We start from the raw sequence: 18,362 nt of genomic DNA on the forward strand, positions 1-18,362 counted from the left end.
GGTGCCCTATACGGGATCGCCTTTGTCACCTTCTTGATCGAGGTGTTTTTACCCTTTCCCCTGCCGGTGCGCTTCAACCGGCGTACCCGGGAGGTCTACTTCCAGGACAAGGGCAAGCTCTACCACGTGCCCTGGGACGAGGCGGTGGCCTGGCTGCAGCAGACCCGCCAGGTGACCCAGTACACCGGCAGCACCCGCATGACCTTCTTGCAATTGGCGCTGCAGCGCTTTCGCCAGCCGGAGGAAGTGATCGCCCTGCAATTGTCGCTGCCGATGGGCAAGACCCCGGAGATCCAGGGCATGCTCTGGGAATACCTGCGCTGCTACATGGAGAAGGGGCCCTGGTTCGACGAGCACGGCGAACCGCTGGCAGATTCCAATCGCGCCGAGGTGCTCGCCCGGCGTCGGGGGAAAAAGGCGAATCTCAGAGGCATGTGGCGTAATTATCGGGATGGCATAAGAAAGGGGATCGACAGCAAAGGGTCCGTCGCGGTCATGATGGCTGTGCTTATTCTTTTTCAATCCGCCTCCCTCGTCCAGGACTGGACCACCGCCGTCGCCCGCCGCCGCGCCCACAGAAACCAGTGGGACACGTTGGTGCTCGAGCGCAGCCGCCCGGACGGGCCGACGACCCGGCTCTACGACCTGGAAGTGGCGGAAGGGCTGCACGAGGCGACGGAAGTCCAGACTGCGCCGACCGAGGGCTCCGCCTGATCATGCACGGCATCCGCAGTTTCTTCGACAAAGTGGCCTGGAAAGCGGGCCTTGCCGACTTCACCAAGGTGGAGCTGAGGGCACCATGGTGATGATCTTTTCCTATATGGCATTGTCGGTTCTGCTGTAGGTCGAACAGCGCGGTAGCTGCCTCATGCAAAAGGGCCTCTCCTCCTCGGAGGCGGCCCTTCGTGCTGGTGTGTCCTTCTGAAAGAACATGGAGCGTCAGGTGTTTTCGTCGTTGTCGCGGTCCGGCTGGGTATGCTCCTTGGGAGGCATCGACGACGCGGGACGCGAGGGCTGCTCTGAAGAGGAGGGCAGCGAATCCTGCGTCGGCTGGCCCGCCGGGGTGCCGTCCACGGAGAAGTCCTGCTGCATGATGCGCAGGTTGGCGGGCGGAGCCGAGCCGTTCTTGTCCTGTCCGAAGTACAGGGTGGTGTGGGGAAACGGGATCTCGATGCCCGCCGCGTCGAAGTACTTCTTGACCAGCCGGTTGTAGGCGCGTCCCACGGCCCACTGATCCCCCGGGGTCGTCTTGATGATCACGCGGATGTTGACCGAGCTGTCGGCCAGGGCGATGACGCCGGCGACGCTCAGCGGCTCCAGCAGCTTGTGGCCATGCTCCTCGCTGGCCTTGAGTTCCTCGAAGGCCTGTTCGAGCTGGACGATGGCGTCATCGATGCTCTCGCGATAGGCGATGCCGTACTCGCCGACATGATTGCCGAACTCGCGCATGTAGTTGGACACGGTGTCCACGCTCGAGAAGGGCACGATGTGATAGGTGCCGGAGAGGTCACGGATGCCCACCGAACGGATGCTCAAGCGCTCCGCGGTACCGGTGATGCCGCCCACGGTGACCACGTCGCCGGTGTTCATGGCATTCTCCACCTGGATGAACACCCCGGTGATGATGTCCTGGACGAGCTTCTGGGCACCGAAGCCGATGGCCAGGCCCAGCACGCCGGCGCCGGCGATCAGCGGACCGATGTTGATGCCGATCTCTGCCAGCACGATCATGCCGGTCATGGTGATCAGGGCGATGGCCAGGGCGTTGCGGAAGAGGCTCAGCAGCGTCTTCGCGCGGGCGGTGGGCTCGCCCCGCCCTGTCTCGGCATTCAGGCGATGCTCGATGAGGCTGGCCAGGACGATCCACAGGGCGGCCGCCACGACGAGAATGACGATCACGTCGATCAGCTTGCTGATCGTGCTGTAGCCGGCTTCGGTGGCATACCAGGCCGCCAGGTCGAACACGCTCCAGGCGTTGAGCACCAGCATCACCACGGCGATCAGGATGAGGGTGCGGATCACCTTGAGGAAGGTGGGGATGTAGGCGTTGAGGCGCGACTCCAGCTTGGGCAGCTTGCGCCGCCAGTCGCCGGAGAGGGTGATGCGCTTGCCGATGATCTGGGTCAGCATTCCCGAAAGCAGCAACCCCACGCCGACAATGGCTAGGGTCTGCAGGGTGGCCAGCATGACGCTGGGCAGGGCATCCTCGGGCCGCAGGATGCTGATCAGCAGGACCACCAGGAAGTAGGCGATGGCCAGCCAGTGCCAGACTCTGGCAATCAGTCGGAGCATGAATTGGGAAGCGCCCATTGAGGCGTTTGCCGCCTTGTTTTCCAGTGCCCCACGCAGCTTGAGCCGGTTCCTCAGTACGAAGGCGGTCGCATAGAAGAAGGCCAGCAGCATGATGATCAGCCCGGTGCCACGTCCCAGGGCCGGCGACACGTTGGCATTGATCAGCGGGACCGCGACCAGCATGCCATAGCCCACGAAGCCGGTCAGTATTGCCAGCCAGCGATTCCAGTGGGCGGCCTCCTGGGCATCGATGGGCAGTAGGCGCAACCCCTCGTGACGCGAGGCAAAGAGCACGCGAATGGCGGCCTTGACCAGCTCGATGACCAGGAAGGCATTCAGGAACAGGGAGGCCTGGGTCGAAAGCTCGCCGCTCTTGCCGATGGCGAAGGTGGCGATCAGGTTGCCACCGGTGTAGGAGAGGGCGACGACGACGACATCCACGATCGCCGCCATTGCTACCGCCGCCGTCGTTCTGATCAAGGTGCTGCGATCTCCCCCGTGTCGGGTCCAGCTGCTCACCCGGTTGAACACGGGGTGGGCCAGGCCGCGCAGGAGGAAAAACAGCGCGAAGGTCGCCACGATCACCAGCGCCATGTTCATGGCCGTGCGGGTGATATCCGCGATGTCGATGCCCGACACCAGACTCGCTCCTCCGGGCGTAAACAGACCGCCGAGAGCGGCGGTGAGGCTCTTGAGCTGGCCGCTCAGCTCCCCGGCAATCGCACTGGTGGTGTCGGCGAGTCGGCGTGCCAGCGAAAGGTCCCGGGCACTTTGCTGATCGGGTGCCTCCTCGGCGGTTCCCGTCGGGGAGGGCTCCCCGGCAGGCCCCGCCTCGTCTGGCTGGGCCGAGGCCAGGGAGCGCAGCTCCTCGATCAGACGTTGACGGGACTGCTCGTTCTCGAGCATATCGGCGAGGGTGGCATAGGCTGGCCCTCGACTATTGGTCTCCTGGGGAGCGGGCTCGCCCTGCTGGGCGAAGGCGGGTAACACGATCAGCATCAGCGCGGCGGCAAGCCAGCGCACCAAGCGGACGTTCAAGCGAGGTATCGACACGCTAAAAGCCTCCTTCCATGGCTGCGGCACGCGCTTGTCCCGGACAGCGCGCGTTGAAGATGGGATGAAGCAATGATTCGGTGGGTCAGTGCCTGGCAGTGCAACACTGGCTACACTGACGGCTTGGGAGTGTATCAACCCCCTTCGGGCTCTGGCGATAGCTGGCCCTGCATGAGGGCTGAAATTGTACTTTTATTGTACGCCTACTGGTTTTGTGACAACTTGTTCGTGTATCTGCCGCGAGCGGAGGGAGCGGGGAGGTGCCCGGCCGGTCTCTTGCGTGGCTCTGATGATCAAAGTGACTTGAAAATCCCTTGAACCGAAACAGGTATCAGGATGAGCACACGACAGCACGCGTTGTACAAGTGCCTTCACTGCAACCTGATGGTCTATATCCAGGCAGCCTCGCCAGACAAGCCACCCTGCCCCCAGTGCCTGCACACGGATTACGAACGTGTGGAGGTGCCCTCTCCGGCTCCTCGAGACGAGCCCGTTGACGGGGTCAGTATCCGGTACCTGCCTCCGAAGGAGGACAAGTGAGGGAGCGGTCCAGCCGGCCTTGTTCGCAAAACGAAAAACCCCAACCGACAAGGGGTTGGGGTTCGGGTATTGGTGGAGGCGGGGGGAATTGAACCCCCGTCCGCCGATACTCGCTCTTCGGCTCTACATGCTTAGGTCCGTCTTTTAATTTAGCACCATGAACTCCGACGGGCAGGATTCCATGGCGCGATTCTTCTGAAGTTTAACGATTGACGAGAAGACGCCGCCAATCGCGATCCTGTCAGCTTTAGCTCGTATCCCCGCAGCGATGAACAGGCACATCGCCTTGGGGCCAGGCTAACAACTAGCAGTTTTTACGCTGCCAGTGCACCTTGAGCATAGTTTTCGTCGTTTGCGACTATTTAGTCGTGATGTTGGATTTACGAGATACATCACGCTCTCGGCATGCACCTAGGAGGTTGTCATCGGCGTCGAAGCCATGTCGCCCCCGGAACGTTGTCATCTTAACAGGTGGGGATGCGCCGAGGCTAGTTCAAGCCCCAGCGCCTATCTATTTTCGCGCATGATACGGGCCTTCTGCCGGTCCCAGTCCCGAGCCTTCTCGGTGGCGCGCTTGTCATGCAGCTTCTTGCCGGTCACCAGCGCCAGCTCGCACTTGATCAGGTTCTTCTTCCAGTAGAGCCGGAGCGGCACGCAGGTGTGCCCCTTGTCCTGGGTGCGCGAGAAGATCCTGGCGATTTCCTTGCGATGCAACAGCAGCTTGCGAGTACGCGTGGGGTCGGCGACGACATGCGTACTGGCCGTATTGAGCGGCATGACATGACTGCCCAGCAACCAGGCCTCGCCATCCTTGACCAGGATGTAGGTGTCGGTGAGCTGTGCCTTGCCCGCGCGCATGCTCTTGACCTCCCAGCCAGCCAGGGCCAGGCCGGCTTCGAAGGTCTCTTCGATATGGTATTCGAAGCGGGCCTTCTTGTTCAGCGCGATGACATTGTCGCCTGCCTTCTTGGCTTTCTTCGTGGCCATGAATCCTCGTGTCTCGATAATGCCGTGTTCGCCAGCCCTCCGATATGGGGCAAAGCGTGATACCATTCAAGGTCTTGGCGTGATGAGTGTCATGATACGCCCTGGCGGGGATTCATGCAGCATTGCCCAGTCCAGTGACGTCAGCGGAGAGGTATATGCCTACGGTCAATCGATCTGCTTTGGTGCGGCATTCACCGCAAGCCATGTTCGATCTGGTCAACGATTTCGAACGCTATCCCGAGTTCCTGCCCGGGTGTCGTCGCGCGCGGCTGATCGAGTACGACAAGGATCACCTGATCGGCGAGCTGACCCTGGCCAAGGCCGGTGTCGAGCAGAGCTTCACCACACGCAACGATCTCTACGAACCCGAACGCATCGAGCTGTCCCTGGTCAATGGCCCCTTCAAGCATCTGCGAGGGCGCTGGCTCTTCACGCCGGTGGGACAGGAGGCGTGCAAGGTCAGTCTGGAAATGAACTTCGAATTCTCCAATCGACTGCTGAGCATGGCCTTCGGCAAGCTGTTCAGCCAGATGGCCAAGCAGCAGGTCGAGGCGTTCACGCGCCGTGCCGATGTCGTCTATGGACGCCGCTAGACCCGCGCCCGACACCCCGGGTGAGGCAGCGCATCTGACCGTCGAGGTCGCCTTCGCGCTTCCCGAACGCCAGAAGATCGTCACGCTTTCCGTGCCTCCCGGCACCACCGCCCGGGGAGCTGTCGAGCTCGCGAACCTGCCGCACTATTTTCCGGAGGTACCGGCGACGACCTTTACTCAGGGTGAACTGGGTATCTTCGGCAAGTTGCTGCGCGATCCCGAGCGGCATGTCCTGCAGGCCGGCGATCGGGTCGAGATCTACCGGCCACTACTCATCGATCCCAAGCAGGCCCGCGCGAAGCGGGCGGCACGGGCAAGGTAGCTCGTCCCGGGCCGGAAACATGCATGTCGCTATATCTGCTCGCCACTGGCGTCCGGCTCGCTGCCTGGGGCTGGGGTGGGCGAGACGCCCGGTAGCGTCTCGGCGCCGGCGGGCTCGACCCCGGGACCAGGATCGAGGTCCGGCGACAGCTCCATGTCGGCCTCCATGTCCCCTGACGCTTCGATATTCACGAGGCGGTCGTTGGCGAAGGTCAAGGTTACCCGACGCTGCTTCACGCCGGCGTAGGCCTCGTCCAGGCGAAACACGTAGTCCCACTGATCGTCGTCGAAGGGGCCCCTGAGCAGCGGGTTGCCCATGACATACTGTACCTGGTCGCGACTCATGCCGGGCCGAAGTTGCTCGACCATCTCCTGAGTGACCAGGTTGCCCTGAGGCAGATCGCGCTTGTAGACACTGAAGTAGCTGCAGCCCCCGACCAGGGTGAGGGCGAGGGAAAAGGTGACTGTTTTGATCAGGTTTTGCATTTGGCCCCATTCTTCACTATCGTTGCTTTGGCCGATCATACCCGACCCACCACGATACTGCGAAGAGCTGCCATGGCCGATCAGAACCACGAACTACGCAGGGCGGGACTCAAGGTCACGTTGCCCCGTGTCAAGATCCTGCAAATTCTCGAGAGTTCCGCAGGCGAGCACCTCAGTGCCGAAGATGTCTACAAGGCGCTGCTGGATGCCGGCGAGGACGTAGGGCTGGCGACCGTCTATCGTGTCCTGACCCAGTTTGAATCGGCCGGCCTGGTGATGCGCCACAACTTCGACGGTGGTCACGCGGTCTTCGAGATGTCCCACGACGAGCACCACGATCACATGGTGTGTCTGGAGAGTGGTCAGATCATCGAATTCTATGACGAGCAGATCGAGCGCCGTCAGCAGGAAATCGTCGAGGAACATGGCTACGAACTCGTCGACCATGCCCTGGTACTGTATGTGCGCCCCAAGGGCTCCCGGGCGACGCGTCAGGAAGGCATCAAGAAATCATCGTAGCGATCTTCAGGATGCTTCTTCGCCACGAATAGCGAAACGCCAGCCCCTGCTCGGGCTGGCGTTTCGCTGTCAGACCACGTCAATGGCGGGCATGCTGGCTGGCGTCCAGCATCTCCCGGGCGTGGGCCAGGGTGCGATCCGACAGATGCACGCCGCCCAGCATGCGCGCCAGCTCCTTGACGCGGCCGGCCTCGTCGAGCAGTGCCATCCGGGTCAGGGTCATCTCCTCGCCGGCCTGTTTCTCGATATGCAGGTGCTGGTGGGCCTGGGCTGCTACCTGGGGCAGGTGCGTCACGGTCATCACCTGACCGGACTGGCCGAGGCGCCGCAGCAACTGGCCGACGATCTCGGCGGTCGCACCGGAGACCCCCACGTCCACTTCATCGAAGACCAGGGTGGCGATGGTACTGTGGCTGGCGGCAACCACCTGGATCGCCAGGCTGATGCGCGACAGCTCGCCGCCCGAGGCGACCTTGGCCAGCGGGCGCGCCGGCTGGCCCGGGTTGGCACTGATCAAGAAGCGTACGGTGTCCAGGCCATTGGGTTGCGGCGTGTCGCGATCCGCCACCTCCACCTCGAACCGGGCCTTGCCCATGGCCAGAAAGCCCAGCTGGTCCTGCACTTCCCTGCCGAAGGCGGTGGCCGCCTTGCGGCGCTTGTCGCTGATGGCCCGGGCCCGGGAGCGATAGCGTTCCCGGGTCGCCTCGACCTCGGTGGCAAGCGCTTCCAGGTCGTGCTCGTCCCCCTCCAGGGAGTCGAGCTCGTCACGCAGTCGCTGGTGCAGCCCGGCCAGTTCCTCGGGCATGACATGGTGCTTGCGCGCGATGCGATGCACTTCGCCAAGACGCGCCTCGACCTGGGCGAGCCTCTCGGGATCGAGCTCGGTGTGATCGATGAAATGGTGCAGCTCCCGGGCGGCTTCCTCTATCTGTATCTGGGCATCGCCCAGCATGCCGCGCGCTTCGGCCAGAGGCCCGCGTTCTGCACCGGGCAGGCTGCCGAGGCGTGACAGGGCCTGGTGGAGCAACGTCAGGGCGCCGCTCTCATCATGATCGCAGCACTCCACGGCGAACTGGGTCTCGCGCAGGGTCTCCTCGACATGAGCCAGGGCCTCCTGTTCCTGTTCCAGGGTGTCGAGCTCGCCCTCGGCCAGTGCCAGCTGGTCAAGTTCCTCGACCTGGTAGCGCAGGAGTTGACGGCGTGCCTGTATCTCGTCGCCGCCGTCGGTCAGGCGCTTGAGCCGGCGGCGCAGCTCCTGCCAGTGCTGGAAGGTGGTACCGAGCTCGGTCACGGCGTCGGCCTGATCGGCGAAATCGTCGAGCAGGCGCAGATGGGTCTCTTCGCGCAACAGCGCCTGGTGAGCATGCTGACCATGAATCTCGATCAGATGCTCGCCCAGCGCCTTGAGATCCCCCACGGTGCACGGCTGGCCATTGATCCAGGCCTTGGAGCGGCCGTTGGCGGCGACGACCCGGCGCAGCAGGCAGTCGTCCGTGGACAGCTCGCGGGATTCCAGCCACGCCTGGGCGGCGGGGAGCTGCACGATGTCGAAGCGTGCACTGAGATCGGCCCGCTTGGTGCCGTGGCGCACGCTGGCAGCATCGCCGCGTTCTCCCAGGCAGAGGCCCAGGGCATCGAGCAGGATCGACTTGCCGGCGCCGGTCTCGCCGGTGATGGCGGTCATGCCGCCGTGCAGGTCGAGATCGAGACGATCGACAATGGCGAAATCGCGGATCGCAAGCTGTACAAGCATGGCCACCTCCGGGCGCAACGAGACGTCGTCTGGCTAGGTTCTGTGTGTTTATACAGTAGTCGGGGTCTCGACTTCAATCCTTCGGGTCAACGTGCTACCCATGCCTTGAGATCGCGTGTGACACCCCCATATAGGGGGCAAATCGTCAACCATCACGGCCGCAGGGCCGTTCAATGATGTCAGGAGAGGGACATGGCCAAAGATCCGCAGACGCCCATCGATGAAGAGATGCAACGAGCCGAACGCGATGCCGAGCCTCAGGACGATCCCGTGGAGGGACAGCTCGACGACGCCGACGCCGGCGAGGAAGTCCTGGCGGAAGACGAGTCGTTGAGTGGCACCGATTTCATCGAGGATCCTGAAGCCGATGTCCTGGCGGCCCGGGTCGAGGAACTCGAGCAGTCTCTTGCCGAGGCCAAGGATCAGGCACTGCGTGCCGCGGCCGAGGCCCAGAATGTGCGGCGCCGCGCCGACCAGGATGTGGAAAAGGCGCGCAAGTTCGCCCTCGAGAAATTCGTCAAGGAGCTGCTGCCGGTGGTCGACAGCCTGGAGAAGGCGCTCGATGCCATGAACGAGGGGGCCAGTGAAGCCCATCGTGAAGGGGTCTCGATGACCCTGAAGCTGCAGCTCGACGTGCTGGCCAAGTTCGGTGTCGAGGCCGTCGACCCAGCGGGCGAACCCTTCGACCCCCAGTACCACGAGGCTATGACCATGGTGCCCAGTGGCGAGGTCGAGCCCAACACCGTCATGGATGTGGTCCAGAAAGGTTATCTGCTCAACGGTCGGCTGGTACGCCCGGCCATGGTCGTGGTCAGCAAGTCGGCGGAATGAACTAAATGGCGGCGAATGGCAGTGCAAGCCCTTGAAAGGCGCATTCGAGCCCCCAAATAGACGACAAAGACAGATCGGCTAGGCAGTCAAGAATCGCCGGAAGCCACAATGCAAATAGTCAAGCAACGATTTTTCGAGGTATTGATATGGGACGCATAATCGGTATTGACCTGGGGACCACCAACTCCTGCGTGGCCGTGCTCGACGGCGACAAGCCCAAGGTGATCGAGAACGCCGAAGGCGCTCGCACCACGCCCTCCATCATCGCCTACACCGATGACGGTGAAACCCTGGTGGGCCAGGCAGCCAAGCGTCAGGCGGTCACCAACCCGAGCAACACGCTATATGCGATCAAGCGTCTGATCGGGCGGCGTTTCCAGGACGATGTCGTGCAGAAGGACATCAAGATGGTGCCCTACACCATCACCAGTGCCGACAACGGCGATGCCTGGGTGGAGGTCAAGGGCAAGAAGATGGCGCCGCCGCAGGTCAGCGCCGAAGTGCTGAAGAAGATGAAGAAGACCGCCGAGGACTATCTCGGTGAAACCGTCACCGAGGCGGTCATCACCGTGCCGGCCTACTTCAACGATTCTCAGCGCCAGGCGACCAAGGATGCCGGCCGCATCGCCGGGCTGGATGTCAAGCGCATCATCAACGAACCCACCGCGGCGGCCCTGGCCTACGGCATGGACAAGTCGCGCGGCGACAAGACCATCGCGGTCTACGACCTGGGCGGCGGCACCTTCGACATCTCGATCATCGAGGTGGCGGATGTCGATGGCGAAACCCAGTTCGAGGTGCTGGCCACCAATGGCGACACCTTCCTGGGCGGCGAGGACTTCGATCTCAAGCTGATCGACTACCTGGTCAGCCAGTTCAAGTCCGACAGCGGTATCGACCTGTCCGGCGACTCCCTGGCCATGCAGCGCCTCAAGGAAGCCGCCGAGAAGGCCAAGATCGAGCTGTCCAGCGCCCAGCAGACCGAAGTCAACCTGCCGTACATCACGGCAGACAACACCGGGCCCAAGCACCTCAATGTCAAGATCACCCGCGCCAAGCTCGAGTCGCTGGTCGAGGACCTGGTCAAGCAGTCGCTGGGTCCGTGCAAGACGGCCCTGGCCGATGCCGGTCTCTCCAGCTCCGAGATCGACGACGTGATCCTGGTCGGTGGTCAGACACGCATGCCGCTGGTGCAGGCCAAGGTGGCCGAGTTCTTCGGCAAGGACGCGCGCAAGGACGTCAACCCGGATGAAGCCGTGGCCGTGGGTGCCGCGATCCAGGGCGGCGTGCTGGGCGGTGACGTCAAGGACGTGCTGCTGCTCGATGTCACCCCGCTGACGCTGGGCATCGAGACCCTGGGCGGCGTGATGACGCCGCTGATCGAGAAGAACACCACCATCCCGACCAAGAAGACCCAGACCTTCTCGACCGCGGATGACAACCAGACCGCCGTGACCATTCACGTGCTGCAGGGCGAGCGCAAGCAGTCCAGCCAGAACAAGTCCCTGGGACGCTTCGACCTGGCCGACATTCCGCCGGCGCCGCGCGGGGTACCGCAGATCGAGGTCGCCTTCGATCTCGATGCCAACGGCATCCTCAACGTGTCCGCCAAGGACAAGGCTACCGGCAAGGAGCAGTCCATCGTCATCAAGGCCTCCAGCGGCCTGACTGACGAAGAGATCGAGCAGATGGTCCGTGACGCCGAGGCACATGCCGACGAGGACAAGAAGTTCGAGGAACTGGTGCAGTTGCGCAACCAGGCGGACGGCATGATCCATGCGGCTCGCAAGACCCTCGAGGAGGCAGGCGACAAGGCCTCCGAGGACGAGAAGCAGAAGATCGAGAGTGCCATCGGCGAGCTCGAGGAAGCGCTCAAGGGCGACGACCAGCAGGCCATCCAGACCAAGCTGGATGCCCTGACGGAAGCCTCTGGCAGCCTCGCCCAGAAGATGTACGCCGAGCAGGCCGATGCCGCCCAGGGTGGCGAGCAGGCCGAAGGCACCAAGCAGGAAGACGATGTGGTTGACGCCGAATATGAAGAAGTCAACGACGACCAGAAGAAGCAGTAACCACGACGTCTGACACGGACGGCGGCGGCGCGGGGGCGTGACTCCCGCGTCGTTGTTTCCGTGGACCCGACACGGAGGCGGACAGATCCATGTCCAAGCGTGACTACTACGAAGTACTGGGCGTCGAGCGCGGGGCCGATCAGAAAGAGATCAAGAAGGCCTATCGTCGCCTTGCCCAGAAGTACCACCCGGATCGCAACCCGGACGACGCGTCCGCGGAAGCGAAATTTCGCGAGGTGTCAGAAGCCTACGAGATCCTGACCGACGACGAGAAGCGGGCGGCCTACGATCAGTTCGGCCACGCCGGTGTCGACGGCCAGGCTGGCGGGTTCGGCGGCGGTGGTTTCGGCGGTGCCGGAGCTGGCGGCTTCAGCGACATCTTCGGCGATGTCTTCGGCGACATCTTCGGTGGCGGTGGCGCCCGGCGCAATCCCAACGCCCCGCAGCGGGGCGCCGACCTGCGCTACAACCTCGAGCTCGACCTCGAGGATGCCGTGGCCGGCACCACCGTGGACATCCGCGTGCCGCGCCATGTGCCCTGCGGTCACTGTGACGGCAACGGTGCCGAGCCCGGTTCCAGCAAGGAGACCTGCCCGACCTGTCACGGCATGGGGCAGGTGCGCATGCAGCAGGGCTTCTTCGCCGTGCAGCAGACCTGCCCGACCTGTCATGGCCGGGGCGAGTCGATCAAGGTGCCCTGCCGGGAATGCCATGGCGAGGGCCGGGTGCGAGAGACCCGTACGTTGTCGGTGAAGATACCCGCCGGCGTGGATACCGGCGATCGCATTCGTCTCAACAACGAGGGCGAAACCGGCATCAATGGCGGCCCCCCGGGCGATCTGTACGTCCAGGTGGCCATCAAGCCGCACCCGATCTTCGAGCGCGACGGCCGCAACCTGCACTGCGAGATGCCGATCAATTTCATCGACGCGGCGCTGGGCGGCGAGCTGGAAGTGCCGACCCTGGAAGGCCGGGTGAAGCTCAAGATCCCCGCCGAGACCCAGACCGGCAAGCTCTTCCGGCTGCGTGGCAAGGGTGTCAAGCCGGTGCGTGGCGGCCCGGCCGGTGACCTGCTGTGCAAGGTGGTGGTGGAGACGCCGGTCCATCTGACCGAACAGCAGAAGGATCTGCTGCGTCAGTTCGAGGCCAGCCTGGGCAACAGCAACCACCATTCGCCGAAGAAGGATGGCTGGTTCGACGGCGTGAAGCGCTTCTTCGAGGACATGAAGCCGTAAGCAGGCCTTCTGGCGCGCTCAGGCAAGACCCCGGCATGGTCGACATGCCGGGGTCTCTGTCGTCTGGCGGGTGACGGGCATTACCCGAGGCGTTCCCACACCTCGATGGCGGCGGCCAGGTCCTCGAGCGATGCCCCCACCGACTTGAAGACGGTAATCGCGGAGACGTCGCTGCGGCCGGGCTTCTCGCCCCTCAAGAGCTCGGCCAGATCGGCCCGGAGGGCGTCGAAGACGAAGGCGCCTTCGTCGATGGCCTGCAGGATGTCGCCGGCCTCGCCCTTCGCGCCGGCATAGGTGTCCACGAACACCTCGCCTCGGGAGAGGCATTCGCCGTCGCTCTCGCGCATGTTGGGGCGAAAGGCGCCGACCAGGTCCAGGTGCGTCCCCGGCTTGAGCCAGGCGCCATGCACGAGCGGCTGGGTGGCCAGGGTCGCACAGCTGACGATGTCCGCCTCGCCGACGGCGGTTTCGAGATCATCCACGGCTGTGCAGTCGAAGCGCTCGGCGTATTCGGTGGCCAGCCGTGCTGCCTTGTCGGCATGGCGCCCCCAGACGCGCACCTTCTCGATCGGTCGCACTGTGGCATGGGCCTCGATCAGCATCGGTGCCAGCTTGCCGGTGCCCACCACCAGCAGCGAACCGGCATCCTCCCGGGCCAGCTCCCGGGCGGCCAGGCCTGACGCGGCGGCGGTGCGGCGGCGCGTCAGTTCGCTGCCGTCCAGGCAGGCCAGGGGGCGGCCGTGATCGCCCTCGCACAGCAGGTAGACGCCGGAGATGGCCGGCAGGCCATGCTCGGCGTTCTGTGGGAAGACGTTGACCATCTTCATGCCGATATAGCCCTCGGGCTGCCAGGCCGGCATCAGCAGCATGGTGGCCTCGCCGTCCTGTCGATGCATGGCGTGGTGATGGCGTGGCGGTGCCTCGACGCCTTCGCGGAAGGCGTGGGCCAGTCGCTCTATCAAGGCGTCCCAGGCCAGGGAGCGGGCAACATCTTCCGGGCTGATCATGCGCATGGTGGGTCTCCAGAGGGGCGTTGACGATGAGCGCGACCTGCGCGCTTGGCGCTCATCCGACGGGATGCCTTAGACTGTAGGATATTTTGCCGCGGGTCGGGCAGCGCTCGGGCGAGTCACAACGAAGAGGGGTCAGGATGCCACGCGAAACCATCGTTCTGGGCGCCGGTATGGTCGGCGTCTGCATTGCCTATCATCTGGCCCGGCGCGGGCGCTCGGTGGTGCTGGTGGATCGTCAGCCGCCGGGGCGTGAAACCTCCTTCGGCAATGCCGGGCTCATCCAGCGCGAGGCGGTGCGTCCGCACCCTTTCCCCCGCGACCTGGCCAGCCTGTGGCGTGTGCTTCCCAACCGTAGCATCGACATTCGCTATCACCTGCGCGGGATGCTGGCTGCCGCCGGGCCGCTCTGGCAGTTCTGGCGTCACTCCGCCCCTGGCAACTACGCGCGTATCGTGCCGGAATACGCCTCCTTGATCATGCACTGTACCGATGAGCATGCGAAGATGATCGAGGCGGCCGATGCCGAGTCCCTGGTGAAGAGGGAAGGGTGGCTTGATGCCTATCGCTCGCCTCGGGTGTTCGGCGAGCAGATCGCGATGGCTGCCGACATGAAGGAGCGTTTCGGCGTGGCGTTCGAGGTGCTCGATCGTACGCTGCTGCAGGCCCGCGAACCCTCGATATCCGGTGTCCTCACCGGTGCCATCCACTGGGCCAACACCTGGTCGGTGATCGAGCCCGGGGCGTTGGTGCAGGCCTATGCCCGGGCGTTCGAGAAGCTGGGCGGGCGCATCGAGCAGGCCGAGGCGAAGAGTTTTTCACATATCCGCAAAAGCTGGAATGTGGCGACCAACAAGGGCAATCTCGAGGCGGAAGAGCTGGTGGTGGCCATGGGGCCCTGGTCGGCCGGATGGCTGCAGCAGCTGGACTATCGGCTGCCGATGTTTCCCATGCGCGGCTACCACATGCACTACGCCACCCAGGACGATGCCAAGCTCCATCACTGGTTGATGGACCACGAGACGGGCTACCTGCTGACACCGATGCGCGCCGGTATTCGCCTGACCACCGGCGCGGAGCTGGACCTGCTCGAGGCGCCGCCGCATTCTGCTCAGCTTGACGCCGCGGAGGCCGAGGCACGCAAGGTCTTCCCGCTCGGCGAACGCCTCGATCCAGCGCCCTGGAAGGGTGCTCGCCCCTGCATGCCGGACATGAAGCCGGTCATCGGCCCGGCGCCGGCACACCCGGGATTGTGGTTCGCCTTCGGGCACGGCCACCAGGGCTTCACGCTGGGGGCGATCACCGGACGCCTGCTGGGCGAGATGATGGACGGCGAGACACCGGCGGTGGACATGCGGCCGTTCAGCGCCGACAGGTTCTGACCCTGTCAATCGCCGGTCGAAGGCGGCAGCTCGAAGCAGCTCAGCAGTGTTTCCTGCACCAGGCTGAAATTGTCGTCGCTGACCATCAGGTAGCGATTGCCGGCGAGCCGCGTCAGGCCCTCGAAGTTGTCAAGCCGCCAGCCATCGCCGCTGGAGAGCTGGGCCAGGGTCTCTACCTCGATTCGGGCGTTGCTGTCGAGGGTCACCCGGCGCAGGCTGATGACCAGCGGTGCCGGCGGGGCGAAGGCGCGCTCCAGCGCAAGCAGGCCGTCTCCGTAGGCCTCCAGGGCGGTCAGGGCGCTGCCGGGAATGTCGATCAGCGGGTAGCGCCACTCGGCTTCGGTGTCCAGGGAAAACAGCCGGGTGGTGCCCTCGGGGGTACCGATGGGGGCGCTTTCCAGGCCGACGATGACGCCTTCCCGGGCATGGCGGGCCATGGCCTCGGCCCCGGCATTGGGCCTGGCGTCGCGCAGCCCATTGGGTTTGAGCGGCTTGCCCACGGATCTGCCATTGGGATAGAAGCGCTGGAGGCGATGGTCGCGTTCGAAGCCGATCAGCAAGGTGGTGTCGCCACGCACGCCGTTGGCACTGCGTTGCAGGATCAGCGACTCCGCGTCGGCGGCGTCCTCGTCCAGCGCCTCACCCTGACGATTGCGCAGTACATAGGTCTTGAGGGGGTCGAGCCCGACCAGTTCGCCAGCCGAGAAGCGCAGCCGCACCCGGTGCAGCCAGCCCCGATCCGAGATCAGGTAGAGCAGGGATTCGTCCGCATCCCAGGCCAGGTCGGAGAGCCCGCCAGTCGGTGTGTCGTCCTGCCATTTCCCGGGCAGGCGCAGCGTGCCGCACCAGGAGACGTCAGCGGGAATGTTGACCGTGTTGGGTGTCGTCAACTGGGTCTGACGAGCTTCCCGGGCGCAGCCGCCCGCCAACGCAAGCACCCCCAGCAGGCATGACAGGATCAATCGGGACATGATGTCTCCTTCGCAGCGGGCGCTCCTGTGAGCCTACGCCATTGCGGCCTCGTCTGCATGACAGACGTGCCCGAAGCGCTTTGCTATGCTGGCGCCATTCGATCATCACGCAGGAGTCGCCATGTCTTCCAATGCTCCCCGCATCGCCATCGTCGGCGTGGCCGGCCGAATGGGTCGCAACCTGGTCGCCGCCGTGGAACAGGACGCCCAGGCCCAGCTTGCCGCCGGGATCGTCACGCCGGGCAGTTCGCTGAAGGGCGCGGACATCGGCGAGCTGGCCGGGCTGGGCAGGCTGGGCATCCCGGCCGCAGACTCGCTGGCCAGCGTGGCCGATGAGTTCGATGTGCTGATCGACTTCACCATGCCTCGCGCCACCCTCGACAACCTGGCCTTCTGCGCCGAGCACGGCAAGCGCGTGGTGATCGGCACCACCGGCCTCTCCGACGACGAACTGGCCGAGCTCGACGGCTATCGCGACCGGGTGCCCTTCGTCTTCGCCCCCAACATGAGCGTGGGGGTGAACCTGACCCTCAGGCTCCTGGAAACCGCGGCCCGGGCGCTGGGCGACGAAGGCTACGACATCGAGGTGATCGAGGCGCACCATCGCCACAAGGTCGACGCGCCCTCCGGCACCGCCCTGAGGATGGGTGAGGTGGTTGCCGGTGTCCTGGGACGCAGCCTCAAGGAGCATGGCGTGTTCGAGCGCGTCGGCCAGTGCGGCCCACGCTCGGCGAGCGAGATCGGTTTCGCCACGCTGCGCGCCGGCGACATCGTCGGTGAGCATACGGTGCTGTTCGCCACCGAGGGCGAGCGCATCGAGATCACCCACAAGGCCTCGAGCCGCATGACCTTCGCCAAGGGGGCGGTACGCGCGGCGCGCTGGGTCAGCGAACGACCGGCGGGGCGCTATGACATGCAGGATGTGTTGGGCCTCACTGAACAGGGAGGGTAGTCCTGTTCCGGCGAATCCTGTAATATCCCGTCGATTTGGCCGGACATCGGGAGTCGGCTCTTAAGGAGTTCGGTGGGGCCATGGTGCCGAGTGAACACAATCAAGCGGGGTGAAACCGGGCTTCATCGGGTTTCGTCCCGCTTTTTTACGACCCCACTGCTTGACGAATAGCGGAGGAGATTGCGTTGAACAGACCCGCAATACTGGCCCTGGAAGACGGCAGCCTGTTTCGTGGCAGCGCCATCGGCGCCGATGGGCAGACCCGTGGCGAAGTGGTGTTCAACACCGCCATGACAGGCTATCAGGAGATCCTCACCGACCCTTCCTATACCCGTCAGATCGTCACCCTGACCTACCCGCATATCGGCAATACCGGCGTCAACGACGAGGACATCGAGTCCGAGCAGATCCGCGCCGCGGGCCTGGTGATCCGTGACCTCCCCTTGCTGGCCAGCAGCTTTCGCAGCCAGCAGCGCCTGGACGACTATCTGCGGGAAAACGGCGTGCTGGGGATCGCCGATATCGATACCCGTCGCCTGACCCGTATCCTGCGCGACAAGGGCGCCCAGAACGGCGCCATCCTGGCCGGGCCCGAGGCGGAAGGAGAAGACGTCGCCGAGCGGGCACTGGCAGCAGCTCGTGGTTTTCCCGGTCTTGCCGGCATGGACCTGGCCAAGGTCGTCTCCTGCGAGCACGCCTATGCATGGAATCAAGGGGATTGGACCCTGGGGGCGGGCTACGGGAACGCCGCCGCGGGCGACACCGCCTTTCACGTGGTCGCCTACGACTACGGGGTCAAGTACAACATCCTGCGTCTGCTGGCCTCGCGGGGTTGCCGGCTGACGGTGGTGCCGGCCCAGACGCCTGCCGCCGAGGTGCTGGCCCTGAGGCCGGACGGCATCTTCCTCTCCAACGGCCCCGGCGACCCGGAACCCTGCGACTATGCCATCACCGCGGTTCGCGAACTGCTCGAAAGCGATATTCCGCTGTTCGGCATCTGCCTGGGACACCAGTTGCTGGCCCTGGCCTCCGGTGCCCGCACGGTAAAGATGAACCACGGCCACCACGGCGCCAACCACCCGGTACAGGATCTCGACACGAACCAGGTGATGATCACCAGTCAGAATCACGGCTTCGCCGTCGACGAGACCAGCCTGCCGACGACGCTGCGTGCCACCCATCGCTCGCTGTTCGACGGCACCCTGCAAGGGGTCGAGCGTACCGACTGTCCGGCCTTCAGCTTCCAGGGGCATCCCGAGGCGAGCCCCGGGCCACGCGACGTGGCGCCACTGTTCGATCGCTTTGTCAGGATGATGCAGGAACGTCGCTGAGCCGAGCCCGTTTGCATCACCCTCCGTCACTTTTCTA

16 protein-coding genes and 1 other RNA gene are annotated in these 18,362 nt (G+C 64.3%); 10 read left to right on the plus strand and 7 right to left on the minus strand.

Annotation, left to right across the window (positions count from 1 at the left end; genetic code table 11):
- Positions 1-714: DUF6708 domain-containing protein (locus BUA41_RS11425; protein WP_072822918.1), on the plus strand; the 714-nt coding region annotated here is incomplete at its 5' end.
- A 225-nt stretch (positions 715-939) separates the two neighbouring features.
- Here the strand turns inward: BUA41_RS11425 and ybiO are convergent.
- The 3 genes from ybiO to smpB form a co-directional block, all read right to left on the minus strand.
- Positions 940-3,291 (minus strand): mechanosensitive channel protein, encoded by a 2,352-nt coding sequence (gene ybiO / locus BUA41_RS11430; protein ID WP_072823034.1) that lies wholly within the window; start codon positions 3,289-3,291, stop codon positions 940-942.
- Positions 3,292-3,955: 664 nt separating this feature from the next.
- Positions 3,956-4,335: a transfer-messenger RNA gene (ssrA, locus tag BUA41_RS11435) on the minus strand.
- Between the two features lie 57 nt (positions 4,336-4,392).
- Positions 4,393-4,872, minus strand: coding sequence for an SsrA-binding protein SmpB (smpB, locus tag BUA41_RS11440; RefSeq protein ID WP_072822919.1), 480 nt, complete (start codon positions 4,870-4,872; stop codon positions 4,393-4,395).
- A gap of 155 nt (positions 4,873-5,027) precedes the next feature.
- On the opposite strand from smpB, the gene BUA41_RS11445 reads away from it, so the two are divergent.
- Both BUA41_RS11445 and BUA41_RS11450 read left to right on the plus strand, forming a co-directional pair.
- On the plus strand, positions 5,028-5,465 hold the full coding sequence (locus BUA41_RS11445; RefSeq protein ID WP_072822921.1) for a type II toxin-antitoxin system RatA family toxin: 438 nt from the start codon (positions 5,028-5,030) through the stop codon (positions 5,463-5,465).
- On the plus strand, positions 5,452-5,787 hold the full coding sequence (locus BUA41_RS11450; protein ID WP_072822923.1) for an RnfH family protein: 336 nt from the start codon (positions 5,452-5,454) through the stop codon (positions 5,785-5,787). Before BUA41_RS11445 ends, BUA41_RS11450 begins: the two co-directional genes overlap by 14 nt.
- Before the next feature lie 29 nt (positions 5,788-5,816).
- Here the strand turns inward: BUA41_RS11450 and BUA41_RS11455 are convergent, their stop codons facing one another.
- Complete coding sequence (locus BUA41_RS11455; RefSeq protein WP_072822925.1) at positions 5,817-6,272, minus strand: outer membrane protein assembly factor BamE; 456 nt, start codon at positions 6,270-6,272, stop codon at positions 5,817-5,819.
- 72 nt (positions 6,273-6,344) lie between these two features.
- On the opposite strand from BUA41_RS11455, the gene fur reads away from it, so the two are divergent.
- Complete coding sequence (gene fur, locus BUA41_RS11460; protein WP_072822927.1) at positions 6,345-6,791, plus strand: ferric iron uptake transcriptional regulator; 447 nt, start codon at positions 6,345-6,347, stop codon at positions 6,789-6,791.
- A 79-nt stretch (positions 6,792-6,870) separates the two neighbouring features.
- Here the strand turns inward: fur and recN are convergent, their stop codons facing one another.
- A complete protein-coding gene (gene recN / locus BUA41_RS11465; RefSeq protein ID WP_072822929.1) occupies positions 6,871-8,544 on the minus strand; it encodes a DNA repair protein RecN in 1,674 nt (557 codons plus the stop codon).
- A gap of 192 nt (positions 8,545-8,736) precedes the next feature.
- On the opposite strand from recN, the gene grpE reads away from it, so the two are divergent.
- From grpE to dnaJ, 3 genes are all read left to right on the plus strand, one after another.
- The gene (grpE, locus tag BUA41_RS11470; protein WP_072822931.1) at positions 8,737-9,375 is read left to right on the plus strand and encodes a nucleotide exchange factor GrpE; all 639 of its coding nucleotides are present in this window, start codon (positions 8,737-8,739) and stop codon (positions 9,373-9,375) included.
- 146 nt (positions 9,376-9,521) lie between these two features.
- Complete coding sequence (gene dnaK / locus BUA41_RS11475) at positions 9,522-11,444, plus strand: molecular chaperone DnaK (protein WP_072822933.1); 1,923 nt, start codon at positions 9,522-9,524, stop codon at positions 11,442-11,444.
- A gap of 89 nt (positions 11,445-11,533) precedes the next feature.
- Positions 11,534-12,679, plus strand: coding sequence for a molecular chaperone DnaJ (gene dnaJ, locus BUA41_RS11480; protein ID WP_072822935.1), 1,146 nt, complete (start codon positions 11,534-11,536; stop codon positions 12,677-12,679).
- A gap of 80 nt (positions 12,680-12,759) precedes the next feature.
- On the opposite strand, the gene lhpI is transcribed toward dnaJ, so the two are convergent.
- Entirely contained in the window at positions 12,760-13,692 is a 933-nt protein-coding gene (lhpI, locus tag BUA41_RS11485; RefSeq protein ID WP_072822937.1) for a bifunctional Delta(1)-pyrroline-2-carboxylate/Delta(1)-piperideine-2-carboxylate reductase, read from the minus strand.
- A 137-nt stretch (positions 13,693-13,829) separates the two neighbouring features.
- Here lhpI and BUA41_RS11490 point away from each other — a divergent pair, with 137 nt between their 5' ends.
- Positions 13,830-15,071, plus strand: a complete 1,242-nt coding sequence (locus BUA41_RS11490) for an NAD(P)/FAD-dependent oxidoreductase (RefSeq protein WP_072822939.1) — start codon at positions 13,830-13,832, stop codon at positions 15,069-15,071.
- A gap of 5 nt (positions 15,072-15,076) precedes the next feature.
- Here BUA41_RS11490 and BUA41_RS11495 read toward each other — a convergent pair whose 3' ends face one another.
- On the minus strand, positions 15,077-16,042 hold the full coding sequence (locus tag BUA41_RS11495; protein ID WP_072822941.1) for an esterase-like activity of phytase family protein: 966 nt from the start codon (positions 16,040-16,042) through the stop codon (positions 15,077-15,079).
- A 121-nt stretch (positions 16,043-16,163) separates the two neighbouring features.
- Between BUA41_RS11495 and dapB the strand changes: the two genes are divergently transcribed.
- Positions 16,164-16,994, plus strand: coding sequence for a 4-hydroxy-tetrahydrodipicolinate reductase (dapB, locus tag BUA41_RS11500; RefSeq protein WP_072822943.1), 831 nt, complete (start codon positions 16,164-16,166; stop codon positions 16,992-16,994).
- Between the two features lie 185 nt (positions 16,995-17,179).
- Entirely contained in the window at positions 17,180-18,325 is a 1,146-nt protein-coding gene (gene carA / locus BUA41_RS11505; RefSeq protein ID WP_072822945.1) for a glutamine-hydrolyzing carbamoyl-phosphate synthase small subunit, read from the plus strand.
- Positions 18,326-18,362 lie beyond the last annotated feature (37 nt).

Source organism: Modicisalibacter ilicicola DSM 19980 (genome assembly GCF_900128925.1).
GTDB lineage: Bacteria > Pseudomonadota > Gammaproteobacteria > Pseudomonadales > Halomonadaceae > Modicisalibacter > Modicisalibacter ilicicola.